Source organism: Methanocaldococcus fervens AG86 (genome assembly GCF_000023985.1).
Lineage (GTDB): Archaea > AGJL01 > Methanococci > Methanococcales > Methanocaldococcaceae > Methanocaldococcus > Methanocaldococcus fervens.
The window spans coordinates 1,150,866-1,177,132 of record NC_013156.1; the positions used below are offsets into that span (position 1 = coordinate 1,150,866).

Genomic DNA, 26,267 nt, shown 5'->3' on the forward strand with positions numbered 1-26,267 from the left:
TCTCACCATAATATTGATTAGCTAACATTTACTTCTATTTTTTTTGAGACATAAACCGTTCTTCCATTTATATTTGTAGTTATGACTATATTATTCCCTATGTCTACATTTGAAGGGCTCACATACCCTCCAATTGTAACTCCATTTTCATTGGGAGTGAATGTTACGACTGTGTCACCATAGACATTAATTTTTTTATTTGAAATTGTTATTTCATAATCAATAGAACCTATAGGTTTTAATATATAAAATATTGTTTTATTAGTTGTATAAGCAAGGATTGCGTAGTTTTCAAATGTATCTGCTATACTGTGCATCCTATCCACAATTAAAGCATCTGTTGTGCTATTTGAAAATTTAAGCTCCACATTATATAAAAATAGAGAAACTAACATTAAAAACATCATTGCAAGTATGAAATCTAATGATATCTGTCCTTTTTCTGTTTTGAACATATTTAAACCCCACTAAATTTAGTGTTATAATATAATTTTTTGGTCAAATTGATATATAAAAATTAACAATAAAATAATATTAATTAATCTATTTATTTAAATTCATAAATATTAATTAAATAAAAAATAAATTTGAAATATTAAAAAGAAGTTATTTATTCAGAGGAGTTAAAATTCATCACCTCCCATGTCCCCTCCTTCTCCTCCTTTCTCATCTCCCTTAACTTTCTCAGCAGCTATGACGTCATCAATTCTTAAGAGCATGACTGATGCTTCTGTAGCTGAGTCAATTGCTTGTGTTTTAACTTTCAATGGTTCAACAACTCCTTTTTCTAACATGTTGACAACTTCTCCTTCGAAGACGTCTAATCCACAAACTTCTCCGCCTTCTTTCTCGTGAGCAGCTCTTAACTTAACGAGCATGTCAATTGGGTCTAATCCTGAGTTCTCAGCTAATGTTCTTGGAATGACTTCTAATGCATCAGCGAATGCTCTAACTGCTAACTGCTCTCTTCCAGCAACTGTTTCAGCGAATTTTCTTAATCTCTTAGCTAATTCTATTTCAGTAGCTCCCCCACCAGCAACAATCTTACCTTCTTCTAATGCACACTTAACAACTCCAATTGCATCATCAATTGCTCTTGCAACTTCTTCAACAACGTGCTCTGTTGAACCTCTTGCTAAGATTGTTACTGCCTTTGGATGCTTGCACTGTTCGACGAATATCATTGCATCTCCAGCAACTTTTCTCTCTTCAACTAATCCTGCCTCTCCTAAGTCTTCTGGTGTTAAGTCGTCAATGTTTGTGATGATTTTTGCTCCTGTTGCCTTAGCTAATTTCTCCATGTCTGATTTCTTAACTCTTCTTACTGCTAAGATTCCTTTCTTAGCTAAGTAGTGCTGAGCTAAGTCATCAATTCCTTTTTGGCAGAATACAACGTTAGCTCCTGTGGCAGCTATCTTCTCAACCATATCTTTAATCATTTTTTCTTCTTGCTCAATGAACTCCATTAACTTAGTTGGGTCAGTAATTCTTATTTCTGCATCAGTTTCAGTTTCTTTAACTTCAATTGGGCAGTTTAATAATGCAATTTTAGCATTTTCAACTTTCTTTGGCATTTGTGGGTTGACTCTCTCCTTGTCTACAACAACCCCTCTAATTAAGGTTGTTTCTTCAATTGGAGCTCCTTCCTTCTTCTCAACTTTAATTAAGTCCTTATCAACTTTTCCAGTTTCTTCATCGACAACAGCTCTAACTGCCTCAACAACAATTTCAGCTAACTGTTCTCTTGCTTTCTCTGCTCCTTTACCGGTAATTGATGTCATTGCAATTTTCTTTAACATTTCTGTATTTTCTGGTTTAATTTCTTTAGCTATTGTTTTTAATTCTTCAATTGCCTTGTTTCTTGCTAATTCGTAACCGTTAATTATAACTGATGGGTGGATGTTTTGATCTAACAACTCTTCAGCTTTTCTTAACAACTCTCCAGCAATAACTACTGCTGTTGTTGTACCGTCCCCAACTTCTTTCTCTTGAGTTTTAGCAACTTCTATTAACATCTTAGCAGCGGGATGCTCAACACTCATTTCTTTTAATATTGTAACCCCATCGTTTGTAACAACAATGTCTCCTAATTCATCAACTAACATTTTGTCCATTCCTTTTGGACCTAATGTTGTTCTGACTGTCTCAGCGATAATTCTACCTGCTAAGATGTTCATTCTTTGAGCATCTCTTCCAACGTATCTCTTAACATTTTGTGGTAAGACTACTATTGGTGTACCTGCCATTGCCATTCTAATCACCTCGGGTTGTTACCTTATTCGGTATGTATATGTTAATGGAATTCTATATAAACTTTTTGGTTTTGTGCAGGGTTAATTCAACAGCAATATAAGCGAATATAAAAATATTTTTGAGATTAAATAAATATCTCGCAAACAAAGATTTATAAGATATGGGCACATTTAATTAACAAAATAATTTAACAAATTTGTAAGGATGATAGTGATGTTTCAAAAACCGAGAGGGACGAGGGATTTTTTACCAGAAGAGATGAAGAAAAGGAGGTTTATTGAAAATAAGTTGAGAGAAGTTTTTGAAAGATATGGGTATAAGGAGATATTAACACCAACCTTTGAAAGCTTTGAATTAATAGCTAAAAAAACAGGAGAAGAAATTAGAAAGCAGTTGTATGTCTTTAAAGATCATGGCGGGAGAGAGATGGCTTTAAGGCCTGAAATGACATCCCCAGTAGTTAGATTCTATTTAAACGAATTGAAGAATTTACAGAAGCCGTTGAGATTGTATTATTTTGCCAACTGCTTTAGGTATGAAAGACCTCAGGCAGGGAGATTTAGGGAGTTTTGGCAGATGGGTTGTGAGTTAATAGGATGTGAAAACCCAATAGCGGATGCTGAGGTATTAAACTTAGCAATGGATGGTCTAATAAATATTAATTTAGATTTTGACGTCCATATAGGTCATTTGGGAGTTTTAAAAGGTGTTTTAGAGAAATTTAATGTTAGTGAGGAAGAGGAGGTTAAAATAAGAAGGTTAATAGATAAAGAGGATTACGATAATTTGGAAGCTTATTTAACTCAAATATTGGGAGAGGAAAAAAAGGAGTTAATATTTGAAATATTAAAGTTTAAAGGAGGTAGGGAAGTTTTGGATGAGTTAAGAGAGATATTAAAGGACTTTCCAAAATCAATAGAGGCAATAAATAATTTAGAGGAAATTTTGGAGTTTGTTATTCATGACAAATATACAATAAATCTTGGAATTGCGAGGGGTTTAGATTACTACACGGGAATGGTATTTGAGATATATGGGAAAAAAGGAGCTAAGCAAATATGCGGTGGAGGAAGATATGATAACTTAATTGAGACATTTGGAGGAGAGCCCACACCAGCTGTAGGTTTTGCTTACGGGTTTGATAGAATTATGATGAATATCGACGATTTAGAGATTGAGGAAGAAACCATCTTAGTTATTCCAGTAAAAAAAGATAAGGAATTGATTAAAAAATCATTAATTATAGCTGATAAGTTAAGAAAATCTGGAAAAATTGTAGAATTTGAAATTATGGGTAGGAAGTTAAGAAAAGCTTTAGATTATGCAAATTCAAGAGGATTTAAGAAGGTAATTATTGTTGGAGAGAAGGAGCTTAATGAAGGAAAGGTAACTTTAAAGGATATGATTACAGGTGAGCAGAGATTGGTTAAAATAGATGAGTTGGCAAACCTCTAATTAAATTTATAATTTTTTCTCGGGATTTTTATGGTGAAGATAACAATCTTATCCCCAGAAGGAAAGAGTTGCAGTGTATGGAGCTTAAAACATGAGATTGAAAAATTAGGGGCTGAGTGCGATATATTTTTACTATCAAATCCAGAAACATTAATGACTCATGATTTCAAATTAGATACGGATTTAATTCATTCAAGATGTGGTATAGGGGATTATTTTGATAGACTAACGCTCTACTCTTGGCAGTTTATAAATGCATTGGAGATTGAGGGCTTTAAATTTGTTAATCCAATTAAAACTCTCTACCTCACATCAGACAAATTTAAATGTATAAAATTACTTACAAAAAATAAAATAAATGTCCCAAAAACAGCTTTAATTAGGGATTATGAGGATGCAGTCAAATTTATTGAAAAATACAATCTAAGTTTTCCAGTGGTTGTGAAAAATTCTTTCTCAAAGTGTGGTTTAAAGGTGTTTATGGCAAAAAATCATGATGAATTAAAGGAACTTACAAAAAATGCTATCTGGGAAGGGAAGCTAATTCAAGAATTCGTTGATTTTAAAGAGAATGGCTTATATAAGGATATGAGAATATTGGTTGTTGATGGAGAAGTTGTAGGGGGATATAGGAGAGTTAGTAAAGATTTTAGGACAAACCTTTATTTAGGAAATGCCGTTGAAAAATTAAATATAGATGAGGAGCTTAAGGAGCTTGCTTTAAAATGTGCTGAGTTATCTAACGCTATAATATTAGGCGTAGATATACTACCAACAAAAGACAACTATTACGTTATAGAGCTCAACTCCTCTCCAGGAACTAAAGGTTTTAGAAGTATAGGAATAAATGCAGATAAAAAGATAGCCGAAGCTTTAGTCAAATATGCAAAATCCTAATAAGAGACATTATGTGGACCTAAGTCCTCTTTATCATAGGGATTCTTTAATTAAGAGGCATATGAAGGGCTGAAAGCCCTTCCTCAGCATAGGGCTTTGCCCTATTGTATACTCAGAGCGGGCTTCACTACGTTCAGCCCCACTGTAATCTAAGAGGTATTATGAGGGGCTTTTAGCCCCTCCTTAATGCATCCATTTTGATGAAACTTTTTCTAAAAGTTTCTTCTAAAAGATTCATGGTGAGTTAATGGTTGCCAAGCATATAATAAAGCATGGGCTCGAATTGGCTTATGACATTAAGGCAGATGCATTTATGATATTTACTGAAACTGGAAAATCTTATGAGCTTTTAAAACCATTATTGAAAAAGGATAACAATTTAAAAAAATTGAAAATACTCGATAAAGTCGATAAAGTGATACACAAGGATATAAAAATAATTGTTGCCACCCCAAACGAAACAACGTATAAAAAAATTAGCCATGAAGGTGAAATAAACATCTACCCTTTATTTATCAAGCATAGGGAAGATAATAGGTGTATGATAATAAGTAGTGGTATTGTTCACGCCCTTAAGAGGGATATATTAAAGGAAAACCATAGGATTGTTGCAGTGGTTGGAGAACCAAAAGTTCCTGGAAAATTAGATACAATAATGGTTGTTAATGTAAAAGACCATGTGAAAGAATTAACCTTATATAAACTCTTTGAAACATTAGATGAAAAACAGAGGAAAACATTGAAAGAAGTTTTGAAATTAGCAATGGAAATTGGAAGAGAGGGGAGAGAAGGAAAGGGAGTGGGAACGATATTTGTTATTGGAGATACGTTAAATGTTATGAACATGTCAAAACCTTTAATATTAAACCCATTTGCTGGACATAACGCAAGTATATTTGATGAAAACGTAAAAGGAACTATAAAAGAGCTTTCATCAATAGATGGGGCATTTATAATTACAGATGATGGAAAAGTTGTTTCTGCAGGTAGATTTTTGGAGACAAAAGGAGAGATTGAAATACCAAAAGGTTTGGGAGCGAGACATGTTGCTGCTGCAGGAATAACAAAAAATACAAATGCAATAGCTGTAACTGTATCTCAAAGTGGTGGGATAGTTAGAATATTTAAAGATGGAAAGATTGTTTTTGAAACAGATCCAAGAGCAAATATAGTGATTGTTTAAGGTGATAGATTGACATTAATAGAGGAGATATTATCAAAAAAAGTAGGATATGAGGTTTGTGCAGGAGATAGTATTGAGGTTAAAGTAGATTTAGCCATGACACACGATGGAACAACACCTTTAACCTACAAAGCTTTAAAAGAAATGGGAGATGGGGTTTGGGATAATGAAAAAATTGTTATTGCCTTTGACCATAATGTTCCAGCAAATACTGTTAAAGCCGCTGAAATGCAAAAATTAGTTTTAGAATTTGTTAAAAGATTTAACATCAAACATTTCCATAAAGGTGGAGAAGGAATTTGCCATCAAATATTGGCTGAAAACTATGTTTTACCAAACATGTTTGTAGCTGGAGGGGATAGCCACACATGTACACATGGAGCTTTTGGAGCTTTTGCAACTGGCTTTGGGGCAACTGACATGGCTTACATTTATGCAACAGGAGAGGCGTGGATTAAAGTCCCTAAAACAATTAGAGTTGACATTGTTGGGAAAAATGAAAATATCTCTGCCAAAGACATTGTTTTGAGAGTTTGTAAAGAGATTGGAAGGAGAGGAGCTACCTATATGGCTATTGAATACGGTGGAGAAGTTGTTAAGAGGATGAATATGGATGGAAGATTAACGTTGTGTAATATGGCAATAGAGATGGGAGGGAAAACTGGAGTTATAGAGGCTGATGAAATAACCTATAACTACTTAAAAAATGAAAGAGGGCTTTCAGATGAAAAAATTGCTGAACTAAAAAAAGAAAGAATAACGGTAAATAAGGATGAAGCAAACTATTATAGGGAGATAGAGATTGACATAACAGATATGGAGGAGCAAGTGGCTGTTCCTCATCACCCAGACAATGTAAAACCAGTTAGTGAAGTTGAAGGAACTGAAATAAATCAGGTTTTTATTGGAAGCTGTACAAATGGAAGGTTGAGTGATTTAAGGGAAGCAGCTAAATATCTAAAAGGGGGAAAAGTTCATAAAGATGTTAAATTAATAGTTATCCCAGCGTCAAAAAAGGTATTTTTGCAAGCGTTAAGAGAGGGGTTGATTGAGACATTTATCAAAGCTGGGGCTATGATTTGCACGCCTGGATGTGGCCCCTGCTTAGGAGCTCATCAAGGAGTTTTAGCTGAAGGGGAGGTTTGTTTATCAACTACAAATAGAAACTTTAGGGGAAGAATGGGGCATATAAACAGTTATATTTATTTAGCTTCACCAAAAGTTGCTGCAATAAGTGCAGTTAAAGGATACATAACAAATAAATTAGATTAAGTGCATAGATAATTAATGCAAATTAAAAAATTTTTTTGGGATACTATGAAAGTAAGAGATTTAATGGACAAGAATTTTGCTAAAATATATTTAGATGAAACTGTTGAAGATGCAATAAATCTATTAAAAAAGAAGAAAAGATACTCAGCACCAATTGTTGATAAAGAAGATAAGTTAGTTGGTTGGATAACCGCTTTAGAGTTGTTGGGGATTTCAGAAAAGGATTTCAAAAAGCCAATAACTGAGTTTATGAGACCTGTTGATGAGGTTATTACCGTATATGAAGATGATGAGGCAAGAGATGTTGTTTTAAAATTCGTTAAGTATAAGGTAGTGAGCATTCCAGTTTTAACAAGGGATGGTAGAGTTATTGGAATGGTTAGAAACTGCGATGTTGTCAAAACATTAGCTAAGCTTTATGAAATCCCAGTGTATAAGATATTTAAGGAATTGCAAAGCCATATTGGGGATATAACTTGGGAAGAGTTAATGGAAGCAGCTGCAGTAGTAACAAAGAGGATGACTGGAGAAGATATAACTCCAAAGGAATACGAAGATAGGATTAAAAAAACAACATTTGGAAAGGCGATATGGGCTTGTGGTGGATTAGAGAACTTCTTTGCTGGGTTAATTGAAATAGGAATGGTAGCTTTGGCAAGAAAATTAGCAAAAAGAAGGAAGGGGGTCGAATGAAAATAGAAGAGGAGATAAAAAATATAATAGAAAGGAAAGATTATGATTTCTGGAAATTTTTAAAAAAGGCTTATGAACATAATGTAAAATTGGATATTGGACACTTTATTCTTTTGAATATTCTTATTGGTGTTAATGATTTATACAATAAACTATCTACGAAGTTCGGAGAAGAAGAAGCAAGAAAAATATTGGAAAAAAATAAAATATTTGCCAAAAACTCTGATTTTATATCTGGAGAGTTTCTAAAAGATTACATTGATAGGAAGAGTAGAGTGGCTGTTCATAATAGGATAAAAGATTTAAAAACTCTTGGATTCAAAATAGAAAGCAAATCAGGACCATTTGGGGGTTATAAAATAGTTGGATATCCAAAATGGTTTTTAGAAGATGAAGAATAAAAAAACTTTTTATTTTTTTATTTTTTAAAGTTTTAAAAAAGAAAAGAAAAAAGAATTTTTAGCCTTATGCTTGCTCGACCAATAATCTTGCTGTTTCTGGTGTGTATCTCCAATCTGATGGTAAGACTCCTCTTGACTTGTAGTATTTAACCAATCTTCTAATCTTTGATTCAATTAACTGTAAACCTCTTTTTGAATGTAAGTCTTTTGGATGCTGTTCTAAGTGTTTTCTTAAATTAACAGCTCTTCTCATTAAGTTCAATAAATCTTCTGGAACTTTTGGGTACAAGCCATGTTCTTTCATTATTTTGCTGATTTTTTTACCAGTAATTAATTTGACATCTGGAATTCCGTAAGTATCTCTTAATATTAAACCAATCTGTGCTGACTGGTAACCTTTCTTAGCTAACTCTACTACTAACTCCTCTACTTGCTCCGGTGTGTATTGGACCCATTCAGGAACTTCTTTCCTGACGGGTCTCTTTGAACCGGAGCGACCTCTTTTTCTTGCGTGCATTCTTGCCATTTTATCACCCGATGGTCGCCAGTCCAAAGAGACCTGGCTTGTTTTCAATTTAATTTGTCAATTTATTTTTATACATGGTAATCTTTTTATTGTATAAGCTATTAAAATATATCCGCTTTTAATGAACATTCATTAAAGGAGTATTTATAATTTTTGGTGAGTATCATGTTATTGAAAATAGAGGATTTGCATGTTCATAGGGGGAACAGAGAGATTTTAAAAGGCGTAAATTTAGAGGTAAATGAAAATGAGATTCATGCCATCATAGGGCCAAATGGAGCGGGAAAATCAACTTTAGCTTATACATTAATGGGAGTTTCAGGATATAAGCCAACTAAGGGTAGGATAATATTTAAAGGTGTAGACATAACAGATAAAAGCATCACTGAGAGAGCGAGAATGGGAATGACTTTGGCTTGGCAGGAACCTGCAAGATTTGAAGGAATTAAAGTTAAAAACTATTTAATGCTTGGGATGAATGAAAAATATAGAAAAGATAAGGAAACGGCAGAGGAAAAGATTAGGGAAGCTTTAAAATTGGTAAATTTAGACCCAGATAAGTACTTGGATAGGTATGTTGATGAAACACTAAGTGGAGGAGAGAGAAAGAGGATAGAGTTGGCTTCAATTGTATGTATGGAGCCAGATTTGGCAATATTGGATGAGCCAGATAGCGGGATAGATATTGTGTCATTTGATGAGATTAAGAGAGTTTTTGACTATTTAAAAGAAAGAGGATGTTCTTTATTGGTTGTTACACATAGAGAGGAGTTAGCTGAACATGCTGATAGAGCCTCTTTAATCTGTGCTGGAGAGGTCGTAAAGAGTGGGGATCCAAGAGAAGTTGGAGAGTTCTACAAGAAAAAATGTGGAAAATGCTATAAAAAAGTCCCTGAAGAAATGGAATAATATAAAATAAACAAATTATGAGTGAGATTATGAGCATTAAAGAAGAATTAATGGAAATAATTGAGGCAATAAAATACACGTCTGAAAAACCTGAAGAGATTGTGCATGGAAAAGGTCCAAGAATGATAGTTAAGGAGAGCAAAATTGTTGATGTGAAGGGGGATGAAGGCATTATATTGGATGGAAAAGAAGAAGATGGAAAAATAAAGGCAAAAATTGTTGTTAAAAAAGGGTACAAATTTGAATATCCAATTCACATGTGTTTTGGGATAACTGAAGAGAATATCTCCCAAATTATAGATGTTGAGATCATCTTAGAGGAGGATAGTTCAATCACTTTAATGTCTCACTGTTCTTTCCCGAAGGGTAAGGGAATTAAGCATATAATGAACGGTATCATAAAAATAGGAAAGAATGCAAAGTTTTCTTACAATGAATTCCACTATCATGGTATGGATGGAGATATATTGGTTAAACCAACGGTAAAAGTTGAAGTTGAAGAAGGAGGAGTTTATATATCAAACTTTACATTGACAAAAGGGAGAATTGGAAAATTGGATATAGATCAGGAGATTGTTGCTAAAAAAGATGCGATAATTGATATAACGACAAGAACTTATGCTATAAAAGAAGATGTTGTTAATATAAATGAAGTAGTTAAATTGAATGGAGAAAGTGCTAAATGTATTATGAAGAGTAGAGGAGCTGCGATGGATAACTCCAAAGTGACATTAAACTTAAAAATTGAAGGAAACGCTCCATACAGCAAAGGGCATATTGACTGTGCTGAAATTGTTAAAGGAAATGCTGAAGTTGAATCTATACCGATAGTTGTTGTTAGAGATGACAGGGCGAGAATAACTCACGAAGCTGCTATTGGAAGTGTTGATAAAAAGCAGTTAGAAACTCTGATGGCTAAAGGGTTGGACGAGGATGAAGCAACCGAGATAATTGTTAAAGGAATGATAGGGGAAATTTAATGTCAATCAAATATTTATCCGATGAGGAAGCTAAGAAAAGATTAAAGGAATTCGGATATAATGAAATATCTCCTCCTAAAAAGGGCACTTTTTTAAAAATATTTTTTAATCAACTTATAAATCCAATGATTTATATATTGTTAATTGCTGCTTTCATTTCACACCTTGTTGGCGATGTGTTTAGTTTTTGGTTTATCATCTCAATAATCACCTTTATAATATTAATTGGATTTATTTTGGAGTATAAAGGAGAAAAAGCTGTAGAAGCGTTAAAAAAATTTGTTAAAACAGAGGTTAAAGTTTTAAGAGATGGAGTTGTTAAAAAAATAGATGCTAAAGAAGTAGTTCCCGGAGATGTTGTTATTTTAGAGGCTGGAGATAAGGTTCCAGCTGATGGTGAGATTTTAGAAGAAATGAATTTAAAAGTTGATGAATCCCTTTTGACTGGAGAAAGTTTGCCAGTGGAGAAAAAAGTTGGAGATGAAATATTTGCTGGAACTTTGGTAGTGAATGGAAAATGCAAAGTTCTTATAACAAAAACTGGAAGGAATACAAAAATTGGACAAATCTCCAAATATGTAGAGGCTCCTGAAGAAAAAACACCACTACAGCAAAAAATAGACACTTTGGTAAAACAGCTCTCTATTTTGGCATTTTTTATAACCGCATTAATTTTTATATTTGGATTGTTTTTTAGCTCCTCGATATACTCTATTTTAATGACAGCATTGGCCATCTCTGTTGGAACTATTCCAGAAGCTCTTCCTTTAGTTTTAACCATAACTCTTGCCTATGGAATGTACAACATGGCTAAAAGTAATGCGATAGTAAAGAGGATGGTAGCTGCTGAAACTCTTGGCTCAGTTACAGTTATTTGCACAGATAAAACTGGAACATTAACAAAAAATCAAATGCATGTGGAGAAAATCTATACAAATGGAAAAATCTATGATGCAAATTCCATAGATACAAAAAAAGATAAAGCTTTAGAATTTTTATTAAAAATAGGTGTCTTATGTAACAATGCTGAATTAAAATCTGAAGATAAGGTTATTGGAGATCCTACAGAAGGAGCTCTTTTAATTTTAGGACATAAGGAAAATATGTTAAAAGATGGGCTTGAAAAAGATTATGAGAGAGTTTATGAAATCCTATTTACATCAGAGAGAAAGATGATGACAACAATCCATAAACACAATGAAAAATATTTTGTTTTTTCTAAAGGTGCTACTGAAGTCATTTTAAATAAATGCAGGTATATTCTCAAAGAAAATAGGATAGAGGAGATGTCTAAAAAAGATGTTGAAGAAATATTGAAAGTGAATAACAAATTAGCTAGTGAAGCCTATAGAGTTTTATCTTTAGCCTATAAAGAGATGGATAATTTTAGTAAAGATAAAAATGAGGTTGAGAAAGATCTAATCTTTGTTGGATTGATTGGAATGGCTGATGCACTAAAAGAAAATGTAAAAGAGGCTATAGAACTTTGTAAAAGGCTTGGAGTTAAAGTGGCGATGATTACTGGAGACAATCCAATCACAGCTAAAGCGATAGCTAAGAGATTGGGAATATATGAGGAGAGAAAAATAGAATTTGAGGTAGAGGATAAGCTTTTAGAGATTATTAAAGATGGAATAATTACTGGAGATGAGTTGGAGAGGATGAGTGATGAAGAATTTGAGAAAGTTGTTGATTATATCAATATATATGCGAGAACTCTACCAGAACAAAAACTTAGGATTGTCAATGCATTAAAAAAGAAAGGACATGTTGTAGCTATGACCGGAGATGGAGTTAATGACGCCCCAGCTTTAAAAAAGGCAGATATTGGTGTAGCAATGGGGAGCGGGAGTGATGTGGCTAAAGAAGCGAGTGATTTAATATTACAAGATGACAACTTTTCCACTATAGTTGAGGCAATAAGAATTGGAAGAACGATTTACAATAACATTAAATCTTTCACATCCTATTTTGTTTCAACAAATTATTGCGAGGTGTTTTTAATTTTAATGTCCATATTTTTACTTGGAGCTGATTATCTTCCATTACTGGCTACGCATATATTGATAATAAATATGATCGCTGAAGACCTTCCAGCTGTAACAATAGGCTTAGATTTTAGTGGAACTGGTTATAAAAAACCTATAAGTCCTAAAGAGAAAATATTTGGGAAGAAGGAGCTGATATTATCATTTGGATTGGCAATTTCTATGGCTTTTGTATTATATTCAATTTATGTTGTTAATCTCAGCTATATGGAAAAGGCGAGAGCTATTTTATTCTCATCCTTTATTTCTATGCTGATTGCAAACACGTTAAACTTTAAGGTTAAGGGTTCAATATTTAACATAAATGTTAAAAATAGACTTTTAATATTTTCAACATTTACAATCTTTTTAATACTGCTAATTTTGATTTATACACCATTAAATACCTATCTTGGATTTGCTCCACTGGCATTTGGAGATTGGATTTATCCTATAATATCATTTATTTTAACACTGGCAATAGGTGAAATTTTAAAAAGGATTTATACTAAGTTTTAATATAAATTGGCGATGATGAGAATTTCGCTATCTGATTTGTGATGACTACCCCCGCGGCTGAGCCAAACTTTTTAAAGGTTTTTTAAAATTTCATCAACATTATAATCTAACTTTTCAAACCACATTTTTTCTCCTTTTATAATAATATTTCCTCTCCATTTTTCATCAGTTTCTGGGAAATCTTCCCTATAATGAGCTCCTCTACTCTCCTCCCTATATAGGGCAGATTTTGTAACTAACTGGGCAACAACAACCATATTTTTTAATTCAAAGTATTTTTGCAAATCAACAACCCCATTAACTTTAACATCTCCCACATTTTTCTCAATTTTATCAATTTTTTCTAAAGCCTTTTTTAACCCCTCTTCATTCCTAATAATGGATACGTAATCCCACATGGTCTTTTTTAAGTCTTCTATTAAGCTATAAATTTTTAAATTTCCATCTAATCCTTTTATTTCATCCAATATGTTGTTAATATCTTCCTCACAATCTACAAATTCAAACTCGTTATTTTCCACAAATTCTTTGGCAGATTTCCCTGCAATAGCACCGAATACTTGAGTATCAGCTAAGGCATTTCCTCCCAATCTATTTGCTCCATGAACTCCTCCAGTAACTTCTCCACAGGCAAAAAGTCCAATTATACTTGTCTCGCATTTTTCATTAATCCTTAGTCCTCCCATAAAGTGGTGTGCAGTAGGAGAAACAATCATCGGCTCCTTCCTAATATCAATTCCAACCCTTAAAAACTGCTTTAACATTGTCTCCAACTTTTTTTCAATAACTTCAGCTGGTAAATGGGAGACATCTAAATAAACTCCCCCATTAACCCCCCTACCCTCTTGAATCTCCCTATAAATAGCTCTTGCAACAACATCCCTTGTTGATAACTCCATCCTCTCTTTATCGTATCTTGCCATAAACCTTTCTTTGTTTTTGTTGTATAATATTCCCCCTTCTCCTCTAACTGCCTCAGTAACTAAAATTCCAGTTCCTACCATCCCTGTTGGATGAAATTGAACCATTTCCATATCTATGAGTTCAGCTCCTTCATTGTATGCTATTGCAAAACCATCTCCTGTTTTTTGTATTGGATTTGAGGTTATAGGGTAGAGTTGTCCAGCTCCTCCAGTGGCTAATATTGTTGCCTTTGCAAATATTGGGAATATTTCCCCTGTTTTCAAATCCAAAAATATGGCTCCATAGCATCTATTATCTTTGACAATTAACTTTATTGCCGTAACTTCTTCTAAAATCTTAACTCTTTCAAATTTTGATATGTATTCCATTAAACCTCTCATTATCTCGTGTCCTGTTCTATCCCCACAGTAGCATGTTCTGTTAAAACTCTGCCCACCAAATGGTCTTTGAGCTATAAAGCCATCTTCATTTCTATCAAAGAGAGCTCCAAACTTCTCTAAATTTAAAAGTTCTTTTGGTGAGTTTTTAACTAAAATCTCAACCAACTTTGAATTGTTTATAAATCCTCCACCTTTAACGGTGTCATAAAAATGCTTTTTAAAGCTATCTTTTGGATTAAAAACTGCGTTATAGCCACCCTCAGCCATAACTGTACAGCCACTTTTTCCAAACAATCCTTTAACGGCTATTATAACATTTTTATCTCTACACTCTATCGCAGCCCTTGCAGCGGCTCCTCCTCCACCTATGATTAGTATATCAGTTTTCATTTTACCACCAAAAAATAGGATTAGCATTAAGATATTTAAAAGTTATAAATTCAAAATAATATGAAAAATAAAAATTTCCAAATTCTATAAATTAAAATTCTAAAAAAAAGAAAAATAGAAAAAGGTTTAGTATGGAACTGGTAAGCCAAGCTCTTTTCTATGCTCGATTTCTTTTGCATTCTTTTCTTTCTTCTGTAATGCTAATTTTTCAACTAATCCTAAACCTGGCTTAACCTCTTCAATTGGTTTAACTTCTAAGTACCCATCTTCAACCATTTTGTTGAATATCTCTTCTCCTTTAGCTGTTCTTATAAACACTGTGCTCCATCCATCTGGGCTTCCAACTGAACCTGTTGAGATATCTGCTAACTCTGCTGTATAATCTGTACAGACGTGACATGCGATTTGTTCGTAAGGATGGGTTTCTTTTAATTTAACTGTTTTTGTTTCTCCCCATCTTGTGTAAACCCAGAATTTACCTTTTCCAATATCCATTTTAACAACATCTTCCATTTTAACTCCGCAGTGTTCCTCAACAATTAATTTTAATCCATTGTATGGGAAGTTCTCCATACAGAAGATTCCAATAACTAAGGCAATTTTATCTGGAACATGTCTAAATCCAACTGGATATTTCATTAACTTTCTTATAGCTCTAACTTGGCATGGAGTTCCTACAACTCCAATCTTTTCACAACCGTATTCTCTAACTGCACTTTTTAATACTGAGATGTTTGGACAGACAGTATATTTTGTTCCTGCAGCTTCTAAAACTTCTTCTGGTGTTGTAGCAACTTTAGGAACTGCCTGGAATTCTCCAGCGTTATCTGCAACTACAACTCCATCCAATAGATTGTTCTCTAACCCATAAATAAATGCTGTTGAAACAATTCCACCATCTTGTGATTTCTTTAAGACTTCTTTCAATGTACTTCTTGCTGAAACTACTTTTTTATAAGCTCCGAAAGGGTTCATCCTATTCCACCTCAAAAAATTATAATTTTATTTTTTATTCAATCTTTTCAATTAACCCTGGGAACCTAATTCTTGGACATTGGACAGAGCAGGCTCCACACTTGATGCAGAGTTCTTTTAAGATATTTGGTCTTCCATCTAACATCTCTATAGCTCTTGTTGGACATGCTGAAGCACAGGTTCCACAACCCATACAGAGGGATTTGTTAACAACTTTGGAAATGACATCACATCCACATGCTTCGCTTCCCAACTCTGCAAACTCTGCAAATGGTTGTAAGTATTCCATATCCCCGTTTAAAGCCGCTGTTATAACTGAAACAATTGCTTCAGGTGAAGGAGGGCAACCAGGGATTGCTAAATCCACTTTAATAACTTCAGTTAATGGAGAGAATGAGCTGTGAACAGGTTTTGACATTTGGTTTCCTTTACAGTATCTTGTAACCCCACCTGTTGCTGCACAAGCTCCTAAAGCTACAACGATCTTTGCCTTCTTTCTAACTTCTTCAGCTACCTCTAAAGAGTGGTGGTCATCTAAGCAGACAGAACCTTCAACTAATGCTATATCACATTCAGGAATCTCTCTTGCGTCAGCTAAGGTTTGGCAGTAAACTAACTCAATTGAATTTAAAACATCTAAAAGCTTTTCATACGTATCTGCTAAAGAAACTAAACATCCACAACAACTACATAACTGAACGTGGGCAACTTTAACCACTTTAATCACCTCTTAGTTCTCTAAGAATCATCTCAACTGCTTTATCAACGGCCTTTTCAACTTCTTCACTAAGCCCAATGTAAACGTCTGGCTCTGAGATATACTTAGCTTGACAGCCAACGACCTTAACTTCTATGTTGTATTTTTCAGCAACTTCCCTTAGTAAAGGAGCTAAAGGCCAGTCGTGGGAATCTAATCTATTATATTTTGGGTTTGGTAGTTCATTTTTTTCAATTATTTTTATTTCTCCAGGTTTTAGCCCCCAATCAATCACATCAACAACAATTATCTTTTTAGTTTTGGAGTTTTCGTCTATTAATGTTAAAACTTGTTGGGGAGCTCCAGCTCCAGCATCAACTAAAGCAATTTTTTCTTTTTCTTCATCTGTCAATATTTTGTTTAGTTTTTCAATAACATGAACGCTAAATCCGTCATCAGCAAATAATATATTCCCACAAGCCAATACCATAACTTCTTTTTTTAAATATGAAGGAGTTAAGTCAAATAATTCATCGTCTTGAATTTCTGTTCCAGCTTTCATGGTTTCATTCGTCTTATTTTTTAAGGTTTAATTTTAAGTTTAGGGAAGCAATATTTTCCTCACGAAAGGCTTTTTATGCCTCTCGGGTCCCTTTCGGGTTCCCCTTGAGGCTTTATAACATTTTTCTTACTTCGATAACTTCTTTTGTCTCTTCATCTTTAACTATAACGTGTGTTGCACATGAAGCTCATATGTCATAAGCTCTCATTATGACTTCAGCATACTGCTGAGGATAGCCTTCAATTGCCTTCTCAACAATTGGGAAGTTCCATGTTGATGCCGCTATAATTCTATAGCTCTTAATTCTTCCATCTTTTCCAACTTCTGCCATGTGGGTGTTTGTAGCTCTTGGAGCTTCGTGAACTCCTATACCAAAGCCATCTTTGTATTCTACTTCAGCTCTTGTTTTTCCATTTAAGTTGAGCTCATCCAATATTTCTAAAGCTCTATAAACAGCTCCAAGGTTTTCTTGAGCTCTTGCAATGTTGATATCTAAAGCACTTCCTCCCTCTCTAAAGTTACCGAATTTAACCATTCTTGCCCTTGGACCTCCTTCAGCTGGAACTCCACAATATAATGGAATTTGAACTGTTGATGTCTGTCGTGCTTCTTCATCTTTGTAGTATCTTTGAGCTGGGATTTCTGTTACGTCATCCCAGTTTATAGCGTATCTATCTCCATAGGTTGTATGTGTAGCTATGTATGGGTATTCGTGAGCACCTAAGTCAGGAATTCCAACCTCTTCTAAATATCTTTCAATTAATTCAGTATATACCTCATAAATTTCATAAGCATCTTTTTCATACTGTCTTAAAGCATAGTATAGCTTTGATTTAGCTCTTTCTGTTATGTTTGTTCTCATTCCACCAATTACAATATTTGGTGGGTGAATACCTTCTCCTCCTACAACATCTACAACCAACTGTCCAACTTTTCTCATTCTCTGAATTAATTTTATTAATTCAATTTTTTTCTCAGCTTCTTCTGGCTTTAAGAAGTCATCAATTGTTAATAAGTGGTGTAGTGGGTGTGAATGTAATCTATTTCCAATTCCAACCAATTCTCTTAACAACAATCCATCGTCTGGAACTTCGCAGTCGATAGCGTTTTCTATAGCTTCACATGAAGCAATTCCGTGAGTTGTTTGACAGATTCCACAGATTCTCATAACAGCTATTGGAGCAAACTCTGCTGGTTTGCCTTTCAACATTGTTTCGAATCCTCTAACTGGGGTTGTATTTAGATAGTATGCTTTATTTACAATTCCTTCTTCATCAACTTCTAAAATTAATTTTGCATGCCCTTCATGCCTTGTTGTAGGGGCAATTTCTATTCTATTACTCACAAAATTCACCTCCAAAATAATAAAACATTAAAAGAGATTATTGACACATTAGTTTGTTTTATATATGCTTATATAAGCTAATATCTCTTTAAAAATATCAATATAGGGATTTAATTTTCCAGATATGCCAAAAAATAGTTTTTTGTATTATTTTTGAATAAATTATTTTAATGAAGTATTAGCATACCTTAAAAAGATTTAAATAAATGTTGGGCTAAGATATTTGTTGGCAGATGATGACGTTTATCCCCGTCTGAGTTGTGATGAGTAGCAAGCCGGCTGATGCCACTTTTTTATTTATTGCTGTTGAGGGGAATGCTATGAAAAAGCTTATTTTGTTAATAATTTTGATTATTTTAACGATGTTTTCCGGATGTATCGATTATCAAAATGATTTTATGGAGGAGGACATATCTTCGATACTTTTGGAGTTAAATGAAACTAAAGATAATTATATTTTGAAAATTTATCTTATTGGAGAAAATTCAAACCTTGTTAAAAGAGAGGGAATTTTAAAGATTAGTGTTTATGATGATAAAAACAATCAGCTATACTACAAAGAGATATTCATAGATTTAGGAAGTTTTGAACATTTAGACTATGGTGATGGAGTTTTAGTAGCGATTAACAAAGATGAGATAAATAAAAGCTCTTCAAGAATGGGAAGGGTATCAATAGATTTTGTTTATAATGGAAATGAAGTATGGATTGATAAACCAATAACTCTCCCTTATGAAAAAGAAAATACAAATTTAAAATCTTCTGATGCTTATCATGTAACCTATTCATGGGAATATAAAGGAAGAATACATTATTTAGATTTATATATTCCAAAAAATCTTTATGATTACTACAAATCTAAAAAAAGAGAATATGTTGAAGATTATTCATATTATGTTTTAGACCCTTACGATGATTGGTATTTAAACAGGATTATTCAAAAAATAGATGAAATATGTAAGGAAAATGGCTATGATGAGCGTGATAGGATAAATTTAGTAATTTCCTTTGTTCAACAACTTCCTTACACCTACGATAATATCTCTACAGGCTATGATGAGTATCCAAGGTATCCGATAGAAACTTTGGTTGATGGAGGGGATTGTGAAGACACCTCTATATTAACAGCTGCCTTGTTAAATCAGATGGGATACGATGTTGCATTAATGCGATTTTCACAACACATGGGGGTTGGAATAAATTTAGATAACAATTACGGATACTACTATGAATACAATGGAAAAAGATACTTCTATTTAGAAACTACAGAGACTGGATGGGAAATTGGAGATCTTCCAGATGAATTAAAAGATGAAGGGGCTATGATATTTCCAATAACTGAAAAACCCATTTATATATGGAGTTGGGAAGGTTATTTGTATAGCAATGGATACGCTGAAGTAACCGTTAATATAAAAAATGCAGGAAATTTGGAAGGAAGGATTAAAGTTTACTGTGCATTTGATGCAGGTGAGGGGTATGTTTACAACCCAACAGAATCTCCGATATTGGTTATAGAACCAGGGGAAGAGAAAGTTGTAAAGCTAAAGCTTAAAGTTCCTGATGATGAAAATACAAGGCTAATTGTTGGACTTTTAGACCCAGAAACAAATAAATTGATAGATGTTAAATATTCAACAGAATTAACAACTTAAGAGGATAAAAATGGATGAGATAAAAATAATTGAGATAATTAAAAAAACATTAAAATTTTCCAACAAAAATGTTGTAAAAGGCATTGATGATGATTGTGCAGTGATAAAAATTGATGAGAATTTTTATTTAGTTGCTACCACAGATATGATGGTTAAAAAAACTCACATTCCTTCTATTTTAACCCCTTATGAAATTGGAAGAAGAATTTTAACGGCAAATATCTCTGACATTGCCTCAATGGGAGCTAAGCCTTTGGCTTTTTTGCTCTCTATTTCATTATCTAAAGAAGAGGCTAATGAGCTGTTTATTAAAGAGCTTTATTCTGGATTAGATGAGTTTTCAAAGCTTTATAACTGTCCAGTGGTTGGTGGAGATACAAACAAAGGAGATGAGCTTATATTATCTGGAACTGCTTTAGGAATAACTGACAATCCAATTTATAGGAGAGGGGAAGTTGGGGACGATATTTGTGTAACTAACGATTTGGGAAGAGTTTATTGTGCTTTACATTTATATTATAAGCTTAAATATAAAAAAATTAGCTACAAAGAATTTGAAAAACTCTGCCAAAAATATCCAAAGATTTTTGAAAAATTGAAAAGGCCAGTTGCAAGAGTTAAAGAAGGTTTATTGATGAATAAGCTCATAAATGGATGTTGCGATATTTCAGATGGTTTAGGAAAGGAAATAACCTATTTTAAAAATTTTGAAATACATACTGATAAAATTTTTAAGCTTATTCCAGAGGATGTCGTTGAGTTTTGTGAGGCATTTGATTTAAATCCAATAAAAGTAGCTTTAAATAGCGGAGAGGAGTTTGAGCTTTTATTTACAACATCTAAATTTAACAAAGTAAAGAATACATTAAAAAATTACTCAAAGGTTCATAAGATAGGAAAAATTATAGAAGAGGGGCAGTTTATTGATGGAGAGGAATTTCATGGGGGAGGGTATATACACAAATGGTAAATCTAAGATATTGTTTTTAATAAAATTTTATATTGTCTTTTTAATTTTATTTTTTATTTTAAACCATTTTTCAAAGTATTTGGTAGGAATAGTTGCTTACTTAAGTTATTTATTTATAAAAGTAATATTCCCAAGTGCAACGTTGTCAGGTAATCTTATATATTTGCCAAACAATGTTATTGAAGTGGCTGAAGAATGCACTGGAAGTTTTTTGGTTGCAGGATTTTTATCTTTAATAACTGTCTTTTCAAAAAATATTAAAGAGTTTATGATTGGGCTGTTTTTTGTATTGTTGGCATTCTTCGTAAATATTTTTAGAATAGTGTTGATTTGCTATTTAGTTAATATGCATCCAAATAATCCGTGGCTATATCATGAAATTGTTAGTTATACTGTAATATTAACGTTAGTTCCTATATTAGTTATAGCTTATTTAGAATTATTGGCAAAGCTAAGGGGAGATAATGCAGTTTATAAGGGTCAATACTCTAAAGATAAATCCAGATGTATTAAAAAAGAGATTGGAAGATAAAGGAGTTGTTTTAAAAGAAACTTTCTTAGATTATGCTTTTGAAGTTATAAAAAGCCCATTCTCAATTGGTTCAACTCCAGAGTATCTTTTTGGCTACTATATGCCACAATCGATATCCTCAATGATTCCACCAATTGTTTTAAATCCAAAAGAACAGGACTTTATATTAGATATGTGTGCTGCTCCAGGGGGAAAAACTACACATCTAGCTCAATTGATGAAAAATAATGGAACTATAGTTGCAGTAGAGATTAGTAAAACAAGGGTAAAGGCATTAAAATCAAATATAAATAGGATGGGGGTTTTGAACACAATAATAATAAATGCAGACATGAGGAAATATAAAGATTATTTATTAAAAAATGAGATATTTTTTGATAAAATTTTGTTAGACGCTCCATGCTCAGGAAATATTATTAAAGATAAAGACAGGAATGTTTCAAAAGAGGATATAAAATACTGCTCTTTAAGGCAGAAGGAGTTGATAGATATAGGAATTGATTTATTAAAGGAAGGTGGGGAGTTGGTTTATTCCACATGTTCAATGGAAATAGAGGAGAATGAGGAAGTTATAAGATACATATTACAAAAAAGGGATGATGTTGAGCTTATAAAAATAAATAAAGATGAATTTAAGGGAATTAATGTGAAAAGTGGTTATATAGAAGGAACTTTAAGAGTTTTTCCTCCGAATGAACCATTTTTTATAGCAAAGTTGAGAAAAATCTAATTTGGTGATGAAATGGATTTTATAATTATCGATGGCAGTTATTTAGAAGGAGGAGGGCAGATTGTAAGAACTGCAGTTTCTTTATCAGCTCTAACTCAAAAGCCAATAAAAATTATCAACATAAGGAAGAAGAGAAAAAATAGGGGATTGGCTCATCAGCACGTATCTGCAGTTAAAGCAGTTAAAAAACTTTGTAATGCTGAGGTTTATGGATTAAAAGTGGGCTCAGAGGAATTAACCTTCATACCTTCAAAATTATCTCCAAAGGATTTCACAATAGACATTGGAACTGCTGGTAGTATATCTTTGGTTATACAAGCCCTCCTCCCTTTGTCATTGGGAATTGATAAAAAATTTACCGTAAAAATAAAAGGGGGAACTGATGTCAAAAGAGCTCCACCAATTGATTACATAAAAAATGTAACTTTAAAAATACTTAGAGATTTTGGAGTTTTGACAGAGTTGAAGGTTTTAAAGAGAGGATTTTATCCAGAGGGAGGAGGAGAAGTTATTTTTGAAGTTAAGCCATCTAAAGTTAAAAAATTTGATTTGATAGAGCATTCTAAAAGTGATTTAGTTGGGGGAATTTCATATGTGCAAAATTTGGATGAAAATATAGCAAGGAGGATGAGAAAAAGGGCGGTGAATTTATTAAACAAACGTGGATTGATGCCAAATATAAAAATAGAATGTTCAAAAGGTATCTCTACAGGGGCAGGGATAGTTTTATGGAATGATACTTTAGGAGGAAGTTGCTTAGGTGAGAAAGGTTTAAGGGCGGAAATTGTTGCTGAAAGGGCAGTTGATGAATTATTAAACGCAAGAAAAAGTGGAATGGCTTTAGATAAATACATGGGAGACCAAATAATTCCATTCTTAGCGTTTGGTAAAGGTGTAGTTGGGGTTTCAGAGATAACCAACCATACAAAAACAAATATTTGGGTTGTTAAGCACTTTTTAGATGTGGATTTTGAGATTAGAGAATATAGGGAAAATAACTGTAATGGATTTACTATAGAGGTGGTTTAAATGTTTAATTATTTTGAAACAACTGCTGATTTGGGTGTTGAAGCTAAAGGGAAAACTTTAGAAGAGGCATTTAAGGAGGGTGCTAAGGGACTATACAACATTATGGTTGATATTGATAAAGTTGATAAAAAGGAAAAGGTGGAGTTTGAAGTAACGGGAGAAGATTTAGAAGAACTTTTGTATAATTTTTTGAATGAACTACTTTTTTATACTGACGTTGAAAACTTAGTTTTTAACGATTTTGATGTAAAAATTGAGAGATATGAAAATGGTTACAAGTTGAGATGTATAGCTTATGGAGAGAAGATAGATAAGGAGAAGCATAATATAAAAGAGGAGGTTAAAGCAGTAACTTATCATAAAATGGAGGTTAAGGAAGAAGAGGATGGGTGGAGGGTTAGGTATATTGTTGATCTATAAACCATAGGGCTCCGCCCATTGGTATGAAACTTTTACTAAAAGTTTCATCAAAACTAGTTTTCCCCGGCTTTTTTAAAAGGTTGTTCGGGATACCGGGATGCATCGCTTCCTTACGGAAGCAATGCCTCTTAGACATTATTTAATTCTTACTCAATAATTCTTAATCAATATATTTTCCTAAAACCTCCCCATTCATATCTATAATTATACAGCTAAATTTAATGCCTTTCCATCTTTCGCTTAACCTTTCAACAATTCTTTTAGCTATTAGGTTAAAAACTTCAGTTATAACGCCTCTTTTCTTTAAAATTTTGATAACTTCTTCTGTTGTATTTGAATACAAAATCTTTTTTATAACTTCCTTATCATCAATAAATAGTGATGAATAGGCTGCTAATATCTCATTTCTACAATCAGCTATTTTTGAATGTGTGTTGTATATCCCCCCAGCTAACTTAACGATTTTCCCAGCATGTCCAAAGATTAAAATCTCCTTAACTCCCTTTTCTTTAGCTTTATCAAGCATAAATCCCCAGAAGTTTGAGACTTCAACAATCTCATCATTATCTGCATTTAAAAGTTTTTTTGCATACTTAGTTCCAATGTTTCCTGGGACGAAAATAAGCTTTTTATAGTCATTCGCTAAAGCTACATCTATCTGTGGAACTAAAGAGTTCATATATGCCTCGTTTGACATTGGTCTAACAATTCCAGTAGTTCCTAATATGGATAATCCCCCAATGATTCCAAGTTTAGGGTTTAATGTTTTTTTAGCCAACTCTTTACCTTTAGGTACTGAGATAATTACTTCGGCAACTTCATCCTCATTTAATAGCTTTAGAAGATTCTTTTTAATCATCTCTTTTGGCTTTGGATTTATTGCTTTTTCTCCTTTTTTTACCTGCAAACCGTCCTTTGTAACAGTTCCAACCCCCTCCCCACCTTTAATAATAACATCCTTTTTTCCTTTCTTTAATTCAACTTCAGTAATGATTTCAATGCCGTTTGTTATATCTATATCTTCCCCAGCATCCTTTATAATAACAGCTTTAGCTTTATTTCCAGATTTTTCAATTTTTTCTATTGGAATAATTAATTTATCCCCATTTAAATTTTCAATCTCAACATGGCTAAGTTTTTCTCCAAATTTTAAATAGTAGAGAGCTGAATAAGCCCCTGCAGCAGCACATGAGCCAGTTGTATAGCCAAATTTTGACTTCTTCCTAAAATCGTAAATCATGCTCTCATCTTTTCCTTCTTCTTCTAAACTTTAATTTTTTGGTTATTAAAGGGATTCTCTCAACCTCTAAAGCATCTGCAGTTGGATAGATTTCTGAGATATAGGCTGAAAACGTTATTGGAAATCCTTGTCTCTTCATCTCATCAATAATATCCTCCAATATGAATGGATTTAGGTAGATGCTTTTATCAACAATTTCAAACTCTATCTCATTCTCCTTCAAAATTTCAGCCATTTCTTCTAAATCTTCATAGTTATCAAAAACCATAATACCTCTCAACAATAAACCTTCTTCAGTTATAACCTCATAGGGCTTAGCTACATTTTTAGCTCTATTTATTAACCTACTTTTCATCTGTATGGCATCTTTTAAGACTGATGGGCAGTAGTGGATAAATAAATCTCCTTTAAATTCTTTTATAACTTTTAGAGCAGTTTCTTCGCTTCCAGCAATCGCACTGCTTATGTCATCCTTTGGTTCAAAACCTCTCTTCTCCAACTCATAATAATTTTCCTCAGAAAACTCGAGCTCGTTGATGTTCATAAATTTAGCTGTTCCATCAACCGCTTCAGCCAATTTTAAAATCTCTTCATCCATATTTGGAATTGCTGGAATTTCAACTCCAACATCTTCAATGTATTTATTGCATAGGCTCAATTTATCACATAAAAATCTTATATAATCTTCATCATAACCTTCATTAAATATCTTAGTTGGATGAAGCCTTATCTCATCCAAACCAGCCTCTTTTAAAAGTTTTAACTTTTCTTCATCCACTGTTTCCGGTGTTGCATATAAATGGGAATGAAATTCATCAAACTCATTTTTTAAGGCATTTAAAAATTTTACAGTTCTATTTATTTTTAATAATGGATTTCCTCCTGTTATTCCAACCCCTTTACTACTACACAGCTTCGCCTCTTCAATGGCCTCTCCAACTGTAGTAAGTAACCTCTCATTTGCATATATTACATCTTTATTCTTTCTTTTTTCAGATAATGGGCAATAATAACAGTTATTGTTGCAAATTCCAGTGATAAATAGAACTAATTTTTCTCCTCTAACGCACTGCTTGCATCCTTCTGGTAATTTATCAAAATTTTCTTCTAAATATTTCTCAATCTCTTCAACGTTCATGTTTTCACCTTGAGGTAAGTATATATACTTAAGTTGCTTAATATATTTATGGCGGATGATGATCGGAGTAGCTGCTGATTTCTGATGATGATTGATGGGCGAACTGACGCCACTTTTTATTTTTATTTTGGATATTTTCATTTATTTATTTGGATATATTTAGCA

25 protein-coding genes are annotated in these 26,267 nt (G+C 33.1%); 15 read left to right on the forward strand and 10 right to left on the reverse strand.

Annotated features, from left to right (window positions below):
* Positions 1-17: 17 nt before the first annotated feature.
* On the reverse strand, positions 18-455 hold the full coding sequence (locus tag MEFER_RS06235; RefSeq protein WP_015791771.1) for a hypothetical protein: 438 nt from the start codon (positions 453-455) through the stop codon (positions 18-20).
* 168 nt (positions 456-623) lie between these two features.
* A complete protein-coding gene (gene thsA, locus MEFER_RS06240; RefSeq protein WP_015791772.1) occupies positions 624-2,252 on the reverse strand; it encodes a thermosome subunit alpha in 1,629 nt (542 codons plus the stop codon).
* Between the two features lie 214 nt (positions 2,253-2,466).
* On the opposite strand from thsA, the gene hisS reads away from it, so the two are divergent.
* The 6 genes from hisS to MEFER_RS06270 all read left to right on the forward strand — a co-directional run bounded on the left by hisS (position 2,467) and on the right by MEFER_RS06270 (position 8,154).
* Positions 2,467-3,708 (forward strand): histidine--tRNA ligase, encoded by a 1,242-nt coding sequence (gene hisS / locus MEFER_RS06245; RefSeq protein WP_015791773.1) that lies wholly within the window; start codon positions 2,467-2,469, stop codon positions 3,706-3,708.
* A 30-nt stretch (positions 3,709-3,738) separates the two neighbouring features.
* Positions 3,739-4,605, forward strand: a complete 867-nt coding sequence (gene cofF / locus MEFER_RS06250; RefSeq protein ID WP_015791774.1) for a coenzyme gamma-F420-2:alpha-L-glutamate ligase — start codon at positions 3,739-3,741, stop codon at positions 4,603-4,605.
* 247 nt (positions 4,606-4,852) lie between these two features.
* Positions 4,853-5,788 carry a diadenylate cyclase gene (gene dacZ, locus MEFER_RS06255; RefSeq protein WP_015791775.1) on the forward strand — a complete coding sequence of 312 codons (936 nt, stop codon included), beginning with the start codon at positions 4,853-4,855 and terminating at the stop codon, positions 5,786-5,788.
* A 9-nt stretch (positions 5,789-5,797) separates the two neighbouring features.
* Positions 5,798-7,060, forward strand: coding sequence for a homoaconitase large subunit (gene hacA / locus MEFER_RS06260; RefSeq protein ID WP_015791776.1), 1,263 nt, complete (start codon positions 5,798-5,800; stop codon positions 7,058-7,060).
* A 45-nt stretch (positions 7,061-7,105) separates the two neighbouring features.
* Positions 7,106-7,753, forward strand: coding sequence for a CBS domain-containing protein (locus MEFER_RS06265; protein ID WP_015791777.1), 648 nt, complete (start codon positions 7,106-7,108; stop codon positions 7,751-7,753).
* Positions 7,750-8,154, forward strand: a complete 405-nt coding sequence (locus MEFER_RS06270; protein ID WP_015791778.1) for an HTH domain-containing protein — start codon at positions 7,750-7,752, stop codon at positions 8,152-8,154. Before MEFER_RS06265 ends, MEFER_RS06270 begins: the two co-directional genes overlap by 4 nt.
* A gap of 64 nt (positions 8,155-8,218) precedes the next feature.
* Here the strand turns inward: MEFER_RS06270 and MEFER_RS06275 are convergent, their stop codons facing one another.
* Positions 8,219-8,680, reverse strand: a complete 462-nt coding sequence (locus MEFER_RS06275; protein WP_015791779.1) for a 30S ribosomal protein S15 — start codon at positions 8,678-8,680, stop codon at positions 8,219-8,221.
* Positions 8,681-8,845: 165 nt separating this feature from the next.
* On the opposite strand from MEFER_RS06275, the gene MEFER_RS06280 reads away from it, so the two are divergent.
* Genes MEFER_RS06280 through MEFER_RS06290 form a run of 3 tightly spaced genes read left to right on the forward strand, consistent with a single transcriptional unit; the run spans position 8,846 to position 13,115 of the window.
* Positions 8,846-9,589 (forward strand): ABC transporter ATP-binding protein, encoded by a 744-nt coding sequence (locus tag MEFER_RS06280; RefSeq protein WP_015791780.1) that lies wholly within the window; start codon positions 8,846-8,848, stop codon positions 9,587-9,589.
* A gap of 29 nt (positions 9,590-9,618) precedes the next feature.
* A complete protein-coding gene (locus tag MEFER_RS06285) occupies positions 9,619-10,569 on the forward strand; it encodes a SufB/SufD family protein (RefSeq protein WP_015791781.1) in 951 nt (316 codons plus the stop codon).
* Positions 10,569-13,115 (forward strand): cation-translocating P-type ATPase, encoded by a 2,547-nt coding sequence (locus tag MEFER_RS06290; RefSeq protein ID WP_015791782.1) that lies wholly within the window; start codon positions 10,569-10,571, stop codon positions 13,113-13,115. Before MEFER_RS06285 ends, MEFER_RS06290 begins: the two co-directional genes overlap by 1 nt.
* A 71-nt stretch (positions 13,116-13,186) precedes the next feature.
* On the opposite strand, the gene tfrA is transcribed toward MEFER_RS06290, so the two are convergent.
* The 5 genes from tfrA to frhA form a co-directional block, all read right to left on the reverse strand.
* The gene (gene tfrA / locus MEFER_RS06295) at positions 13,187-14,809 is read right to left on the reverse strand and encodes a fumarate reductase (CoM/CoB) subunit TfrA (RefSeq protein ID WP_015791783.1); all 1,623 of its coding nucleotides are present in this window, start codon (positions 14,807-14,809) and stop codon (positions 13,187-13,189) included.
* 126 nt (positions 14,810-14,935) lie between these two features.
* Complete coding sequence (gene frhB, locus MEFER_RS06300; RefSeq protein WP_015791784.1) at positions 14,936-15,784, reverse strand: coenzyme F420 hydrogenase subunit beta; 849 nt, start codon at positions 15,782-15,784, stop codon at positions 14,936-14,938.
* Between the two features lie 34 nt (positions 15,785-15,818).
* A complete protein-coding gene (gene frhG / locus MEFER_RS06305) occupies positions 15,819-16,502 on the reverse strand; it encodes a coenzyme F420 hydrogenase subunit gamma (protein WP_015791785.1) in 684 nt (227 codons plus the stop codon).
* Position 16,503: 1 nt separating this feature from the next.
* Positions 16,504-17,043 carry a coenzyme F420-reducing hydrogenase, FrhD protein gene (gene frhD, locus MEFER_RS06310; protein WP_015791786.1) on the reverse strand — a complete coding sequence of 180 codons (540 nt, stop codon included), beginning with the start codon at positions 17,041-17,043 and terminating at the stop codon, positions 16,504-16,506.
* Positions 17,044-17,155: 112 nt separating this feature from the next.
* Entirely contained in the window at positions 17,156-18,388 is a 1,233-nt protein-coding gene (frhA, locus tag MEFER_RS06315; RefSeq protein WP_015791787.1) for a coenzyme F420 hydrogenase subunit alpha, read from the reverse strand.
* Positions 18,389-18,708: 320 nt separating this feature from the next.
* Between frhA and MEFER_RS08225 the strand changes: the two genes are divergently transcribed.
* From MEFER_RS08225 to MEFER_RS06345, 6 genes are read left to right on the forward strand one after another with little or no spacing between them, the layout of a single operon-like run.
* On the forward strand, positions 18,709-20,043 hold the full coding sequence (locus MEFER_RS08225; RefSeq protein ID WP_157200687.1) for a hypothetical protein: 1,335 nt from the start codon (positions 18,709-18,711) through the stop codon (positions 20,041-20,043).
* 10 nt (positions 20,044-20,053) lie between these two features.
* Positions 20,054-21,013: a thiamine-phosphate kinase gene (gene thiL, locus MEFER_RS06325; RefSeq protein ID WP_015791789.1), complete on the forward strand. Its 960-nt coding sequence runs from the start codon at positions 20,054-20,056 to the stop codon at positions 21,011-21,013.
* Positions 20,985-21,545 (forward strand): archaeosortase family protein ArtE, encoded by a 561-nt coding sequence (artE, locus tag MEFER_RS06330; RefSeq protein ID WP_015791790.1) that lies wholly within the window; start codon positions 20,985-20,987, stop codon positions 21,543-21,545. The genes thiL and artE overlap by 29 nt, the downstream gene beginning before the upstream one ends.
* A complete protein-coding gene (locus MEFER_RS06335; RefSeq protein ID WP_015791791.1) occupies positions 21,478-22,275 on the forward strand; it encodes an NOL1/NOP2/sun family putative RNA methylase in 798 nt (265 codons plus the stop codon). The genes artE and MEFER_RS06335 overlap by 68 nt, the downstream gene beginning before the upstream one ends.
* Before the next feature lie 12 nt (positions 22,276-22,287).
* The gene (rtcA, locus tag MEFER_RS06340; RefSeq protein ID WP_015791792.1) at positions 22,288-23,304 is read left to right on the forward strand and encodes an RNA 3'-terminal phosphate cyclase; all 1,017 of its coding nucleotides are present in this window, start codon (positions 22,288-22,290) and stop codon (positions 23,302-23,304) included.
* Positions 23,305-23,724: an archease gene (locus tag MEFER_RS06345; RefSeq protein ID WP_015791793.1), complete on the forward strand. Its 420-nt coding sequence runs from the start codon at positions 23,305-23,307 to the stop codon at positions 23,722-23,724.
* A 160-nt stretch (positions 23,725-23,884) separates the two neighbouring features.
* Here MEFER_RS06345 and cbiD read toward each other — a convergent pair whose 3' ends face one another.
* Entirely contained in the window at positions 23,885-24,964 is a 1,080-nt protein-coding gene (gene cbiD, locus MEFER_RS06350) for a cobalt-precorrin-5B (C(1))-methyltransferase CbiD (protein ID WP_015791794.1), read from the reverse strand.
* Between the two features lie 4 nt (positions 24,965-24,968).
* Entirely contained in the window at positions 24,969-26,102 is a 1,134-nt protein-coding gene (locus MEFER_RS06355) for a radical SAM protein (RefSeq protein WP_015791795.1), read from the reverse strand.
* Between the last annotated feature and the right edge of the window lie 165 nt (positions 26,103-26,267).

Excerpts from the sequence above, each read along its gene's own strand:
- MEFER_RS06275 (WP_015791779.1), bottom strand. The coding sequence starts at position 8,680 with ATGGCAAGAATGCACGCAAGAAAAAGAGGTCGCTCCGGTTCAAAGAGA.
- thiL (WP_015791789.1), top strand. The coding sequence starts at position 20,054 with ATGGATGAGATAAAAATAATTGAGATAATTAAAAAAACATTAAAATTT.
- frhB (WP_015791784.1), bottom strand. The coding sequence starts at position 15,784 with ATGAACCCTTTCGGAGCTTATAAAAAAGTAGTTTCAGCAAGAAGTACA.
- thsA (WP_015791772.1), bottom strand. The coding sequence starts at position 2,252 with ATGGCAATGGCAGGTACACCAATAGTAGTCTTACCACAAAATGTTAAG.
- MEFER_RS08225 (WP_157200687.1), top strand. The coding sequence starts at position 18,709 with ATGAAAAAGCTTATTTTGTTAATAATTTTGATTATTTTAACGATGTTT.
- cbiD (WP_015791794.1), bottom strand. The coding sequence starts at position 24,964 with ATGATTTACGATTTTAGGAAGAAGTCAAAATTTGGCTATACAACTGGC.
- cofF (WP_015791774.1), top strand. The coding sequence starts at position 3,739 with ATGGTGAAGATAACAATCTTATCCCCAGAAGGAAAGAGTTGCAGTGTA.
- MEFER_RS06345 (WP_015791793.1), top strand. The coding sequence starts at position 23,305 with ATGTTTAATTATTTTGAAACAACTGCTGATTTGGGTGTTGAAGCTAAA.
- MEFER_RS06280 (WP_015791780.1), top strand. The coding sequence starts at position 8,846 with ATGTTATTGAAAATAGAGGATTTGCATGTTCATAGGGGGAACAGAGAG.
- MEFER_RS06290 (WP_015791782.1), top strand. The coding sequence starts at position 10,569 with ATGTCAATCAAATATTTATCCGATGAGGAAGCTAAGAAAAGATTAAAG.
- hisS (WP_015791773.1), top strand. The coding sequence starts at position 2,467 with ATGTTTCAAAAACCGAGAGGGACGAGGGATTTTTTACCAGAAGAGATG.
- tfrA (WP_015791783.1), bottom strand. The coding sequence starts at position 14,809 with ATGAAAACTGATATACTAATCATAGGTGGAGGAGGAGCCGCTGCAAGG.
- MEFER_RS06235 (WP_015791771.1), bottom strand. The coding sequence starts at position 455 with ATGTTCAAAACAGAAAAAGGACAGATATCATTAGATTTCATACTTGCA.
- MEFER_RS06355 (WP_015791795.1), bottom strand. The coding sequence starts at position 26,102 with ATGAACGTTGAAGAGATTGAGAAATATTTAGAAGAAAATTTTGATAAA.
- frhD (WP_015791786.1), bottom strand. The coding sequence starts at position 17,043 with ATGAAAGCTGGAACAGAAATTCAAGACGATGAATTATTTGACTTAACT.
- MEFER_RS06270 (WP_015791778.1), top strand. The coding sequence starts at position 7,750 with ATGAAAATAGAAGAGGAGATAAAAAATATAATAGAAAGGAAAGATTAT.
- MEFER_RS06335 (WP_015791791.1), top strand. The coding sequence starts at position 21,478 with ATGCAGTTTATAAGGGTCAATACTCTAAAGATAAATCCAGATGTATTA.
- artE (WP_015791790.1), top strand. The coding sequence starts at position 20,985 with ATGGGGGAGGGTATATACACAAATGGTAAATCTAAGATATTGTTTTTA.
- rtcA (WP_015791792.1), top strand. The coding sequence starts at position 22,288 with ATGGATTTTATAATTATCGATGGCAGTTATTTAGAAGGAGGAGGGCAG.
- MEFER_RS06265 (WP_015791777.1), top strand. The coding sequence starts at position 7,106 with ATGAAAGTAAGAGATTTAATGGACAAGAATTTTGCTAAAATATATTTA.
- MEFER_RS06285 (WP_015791781.1), top strand. The coding sequence starts at position 9,619 with ATGAGCATTAAAGAAGAATTAATGGAAATAATTGAGGCAATAAAATAC.
- dacZ (WP_015791775.1), top strand. The coding sequence starts at position 4,853 with ATGGTTGCCAAGCATATAATAAAGCATGGGCTCGAATTGGCTTATGAC.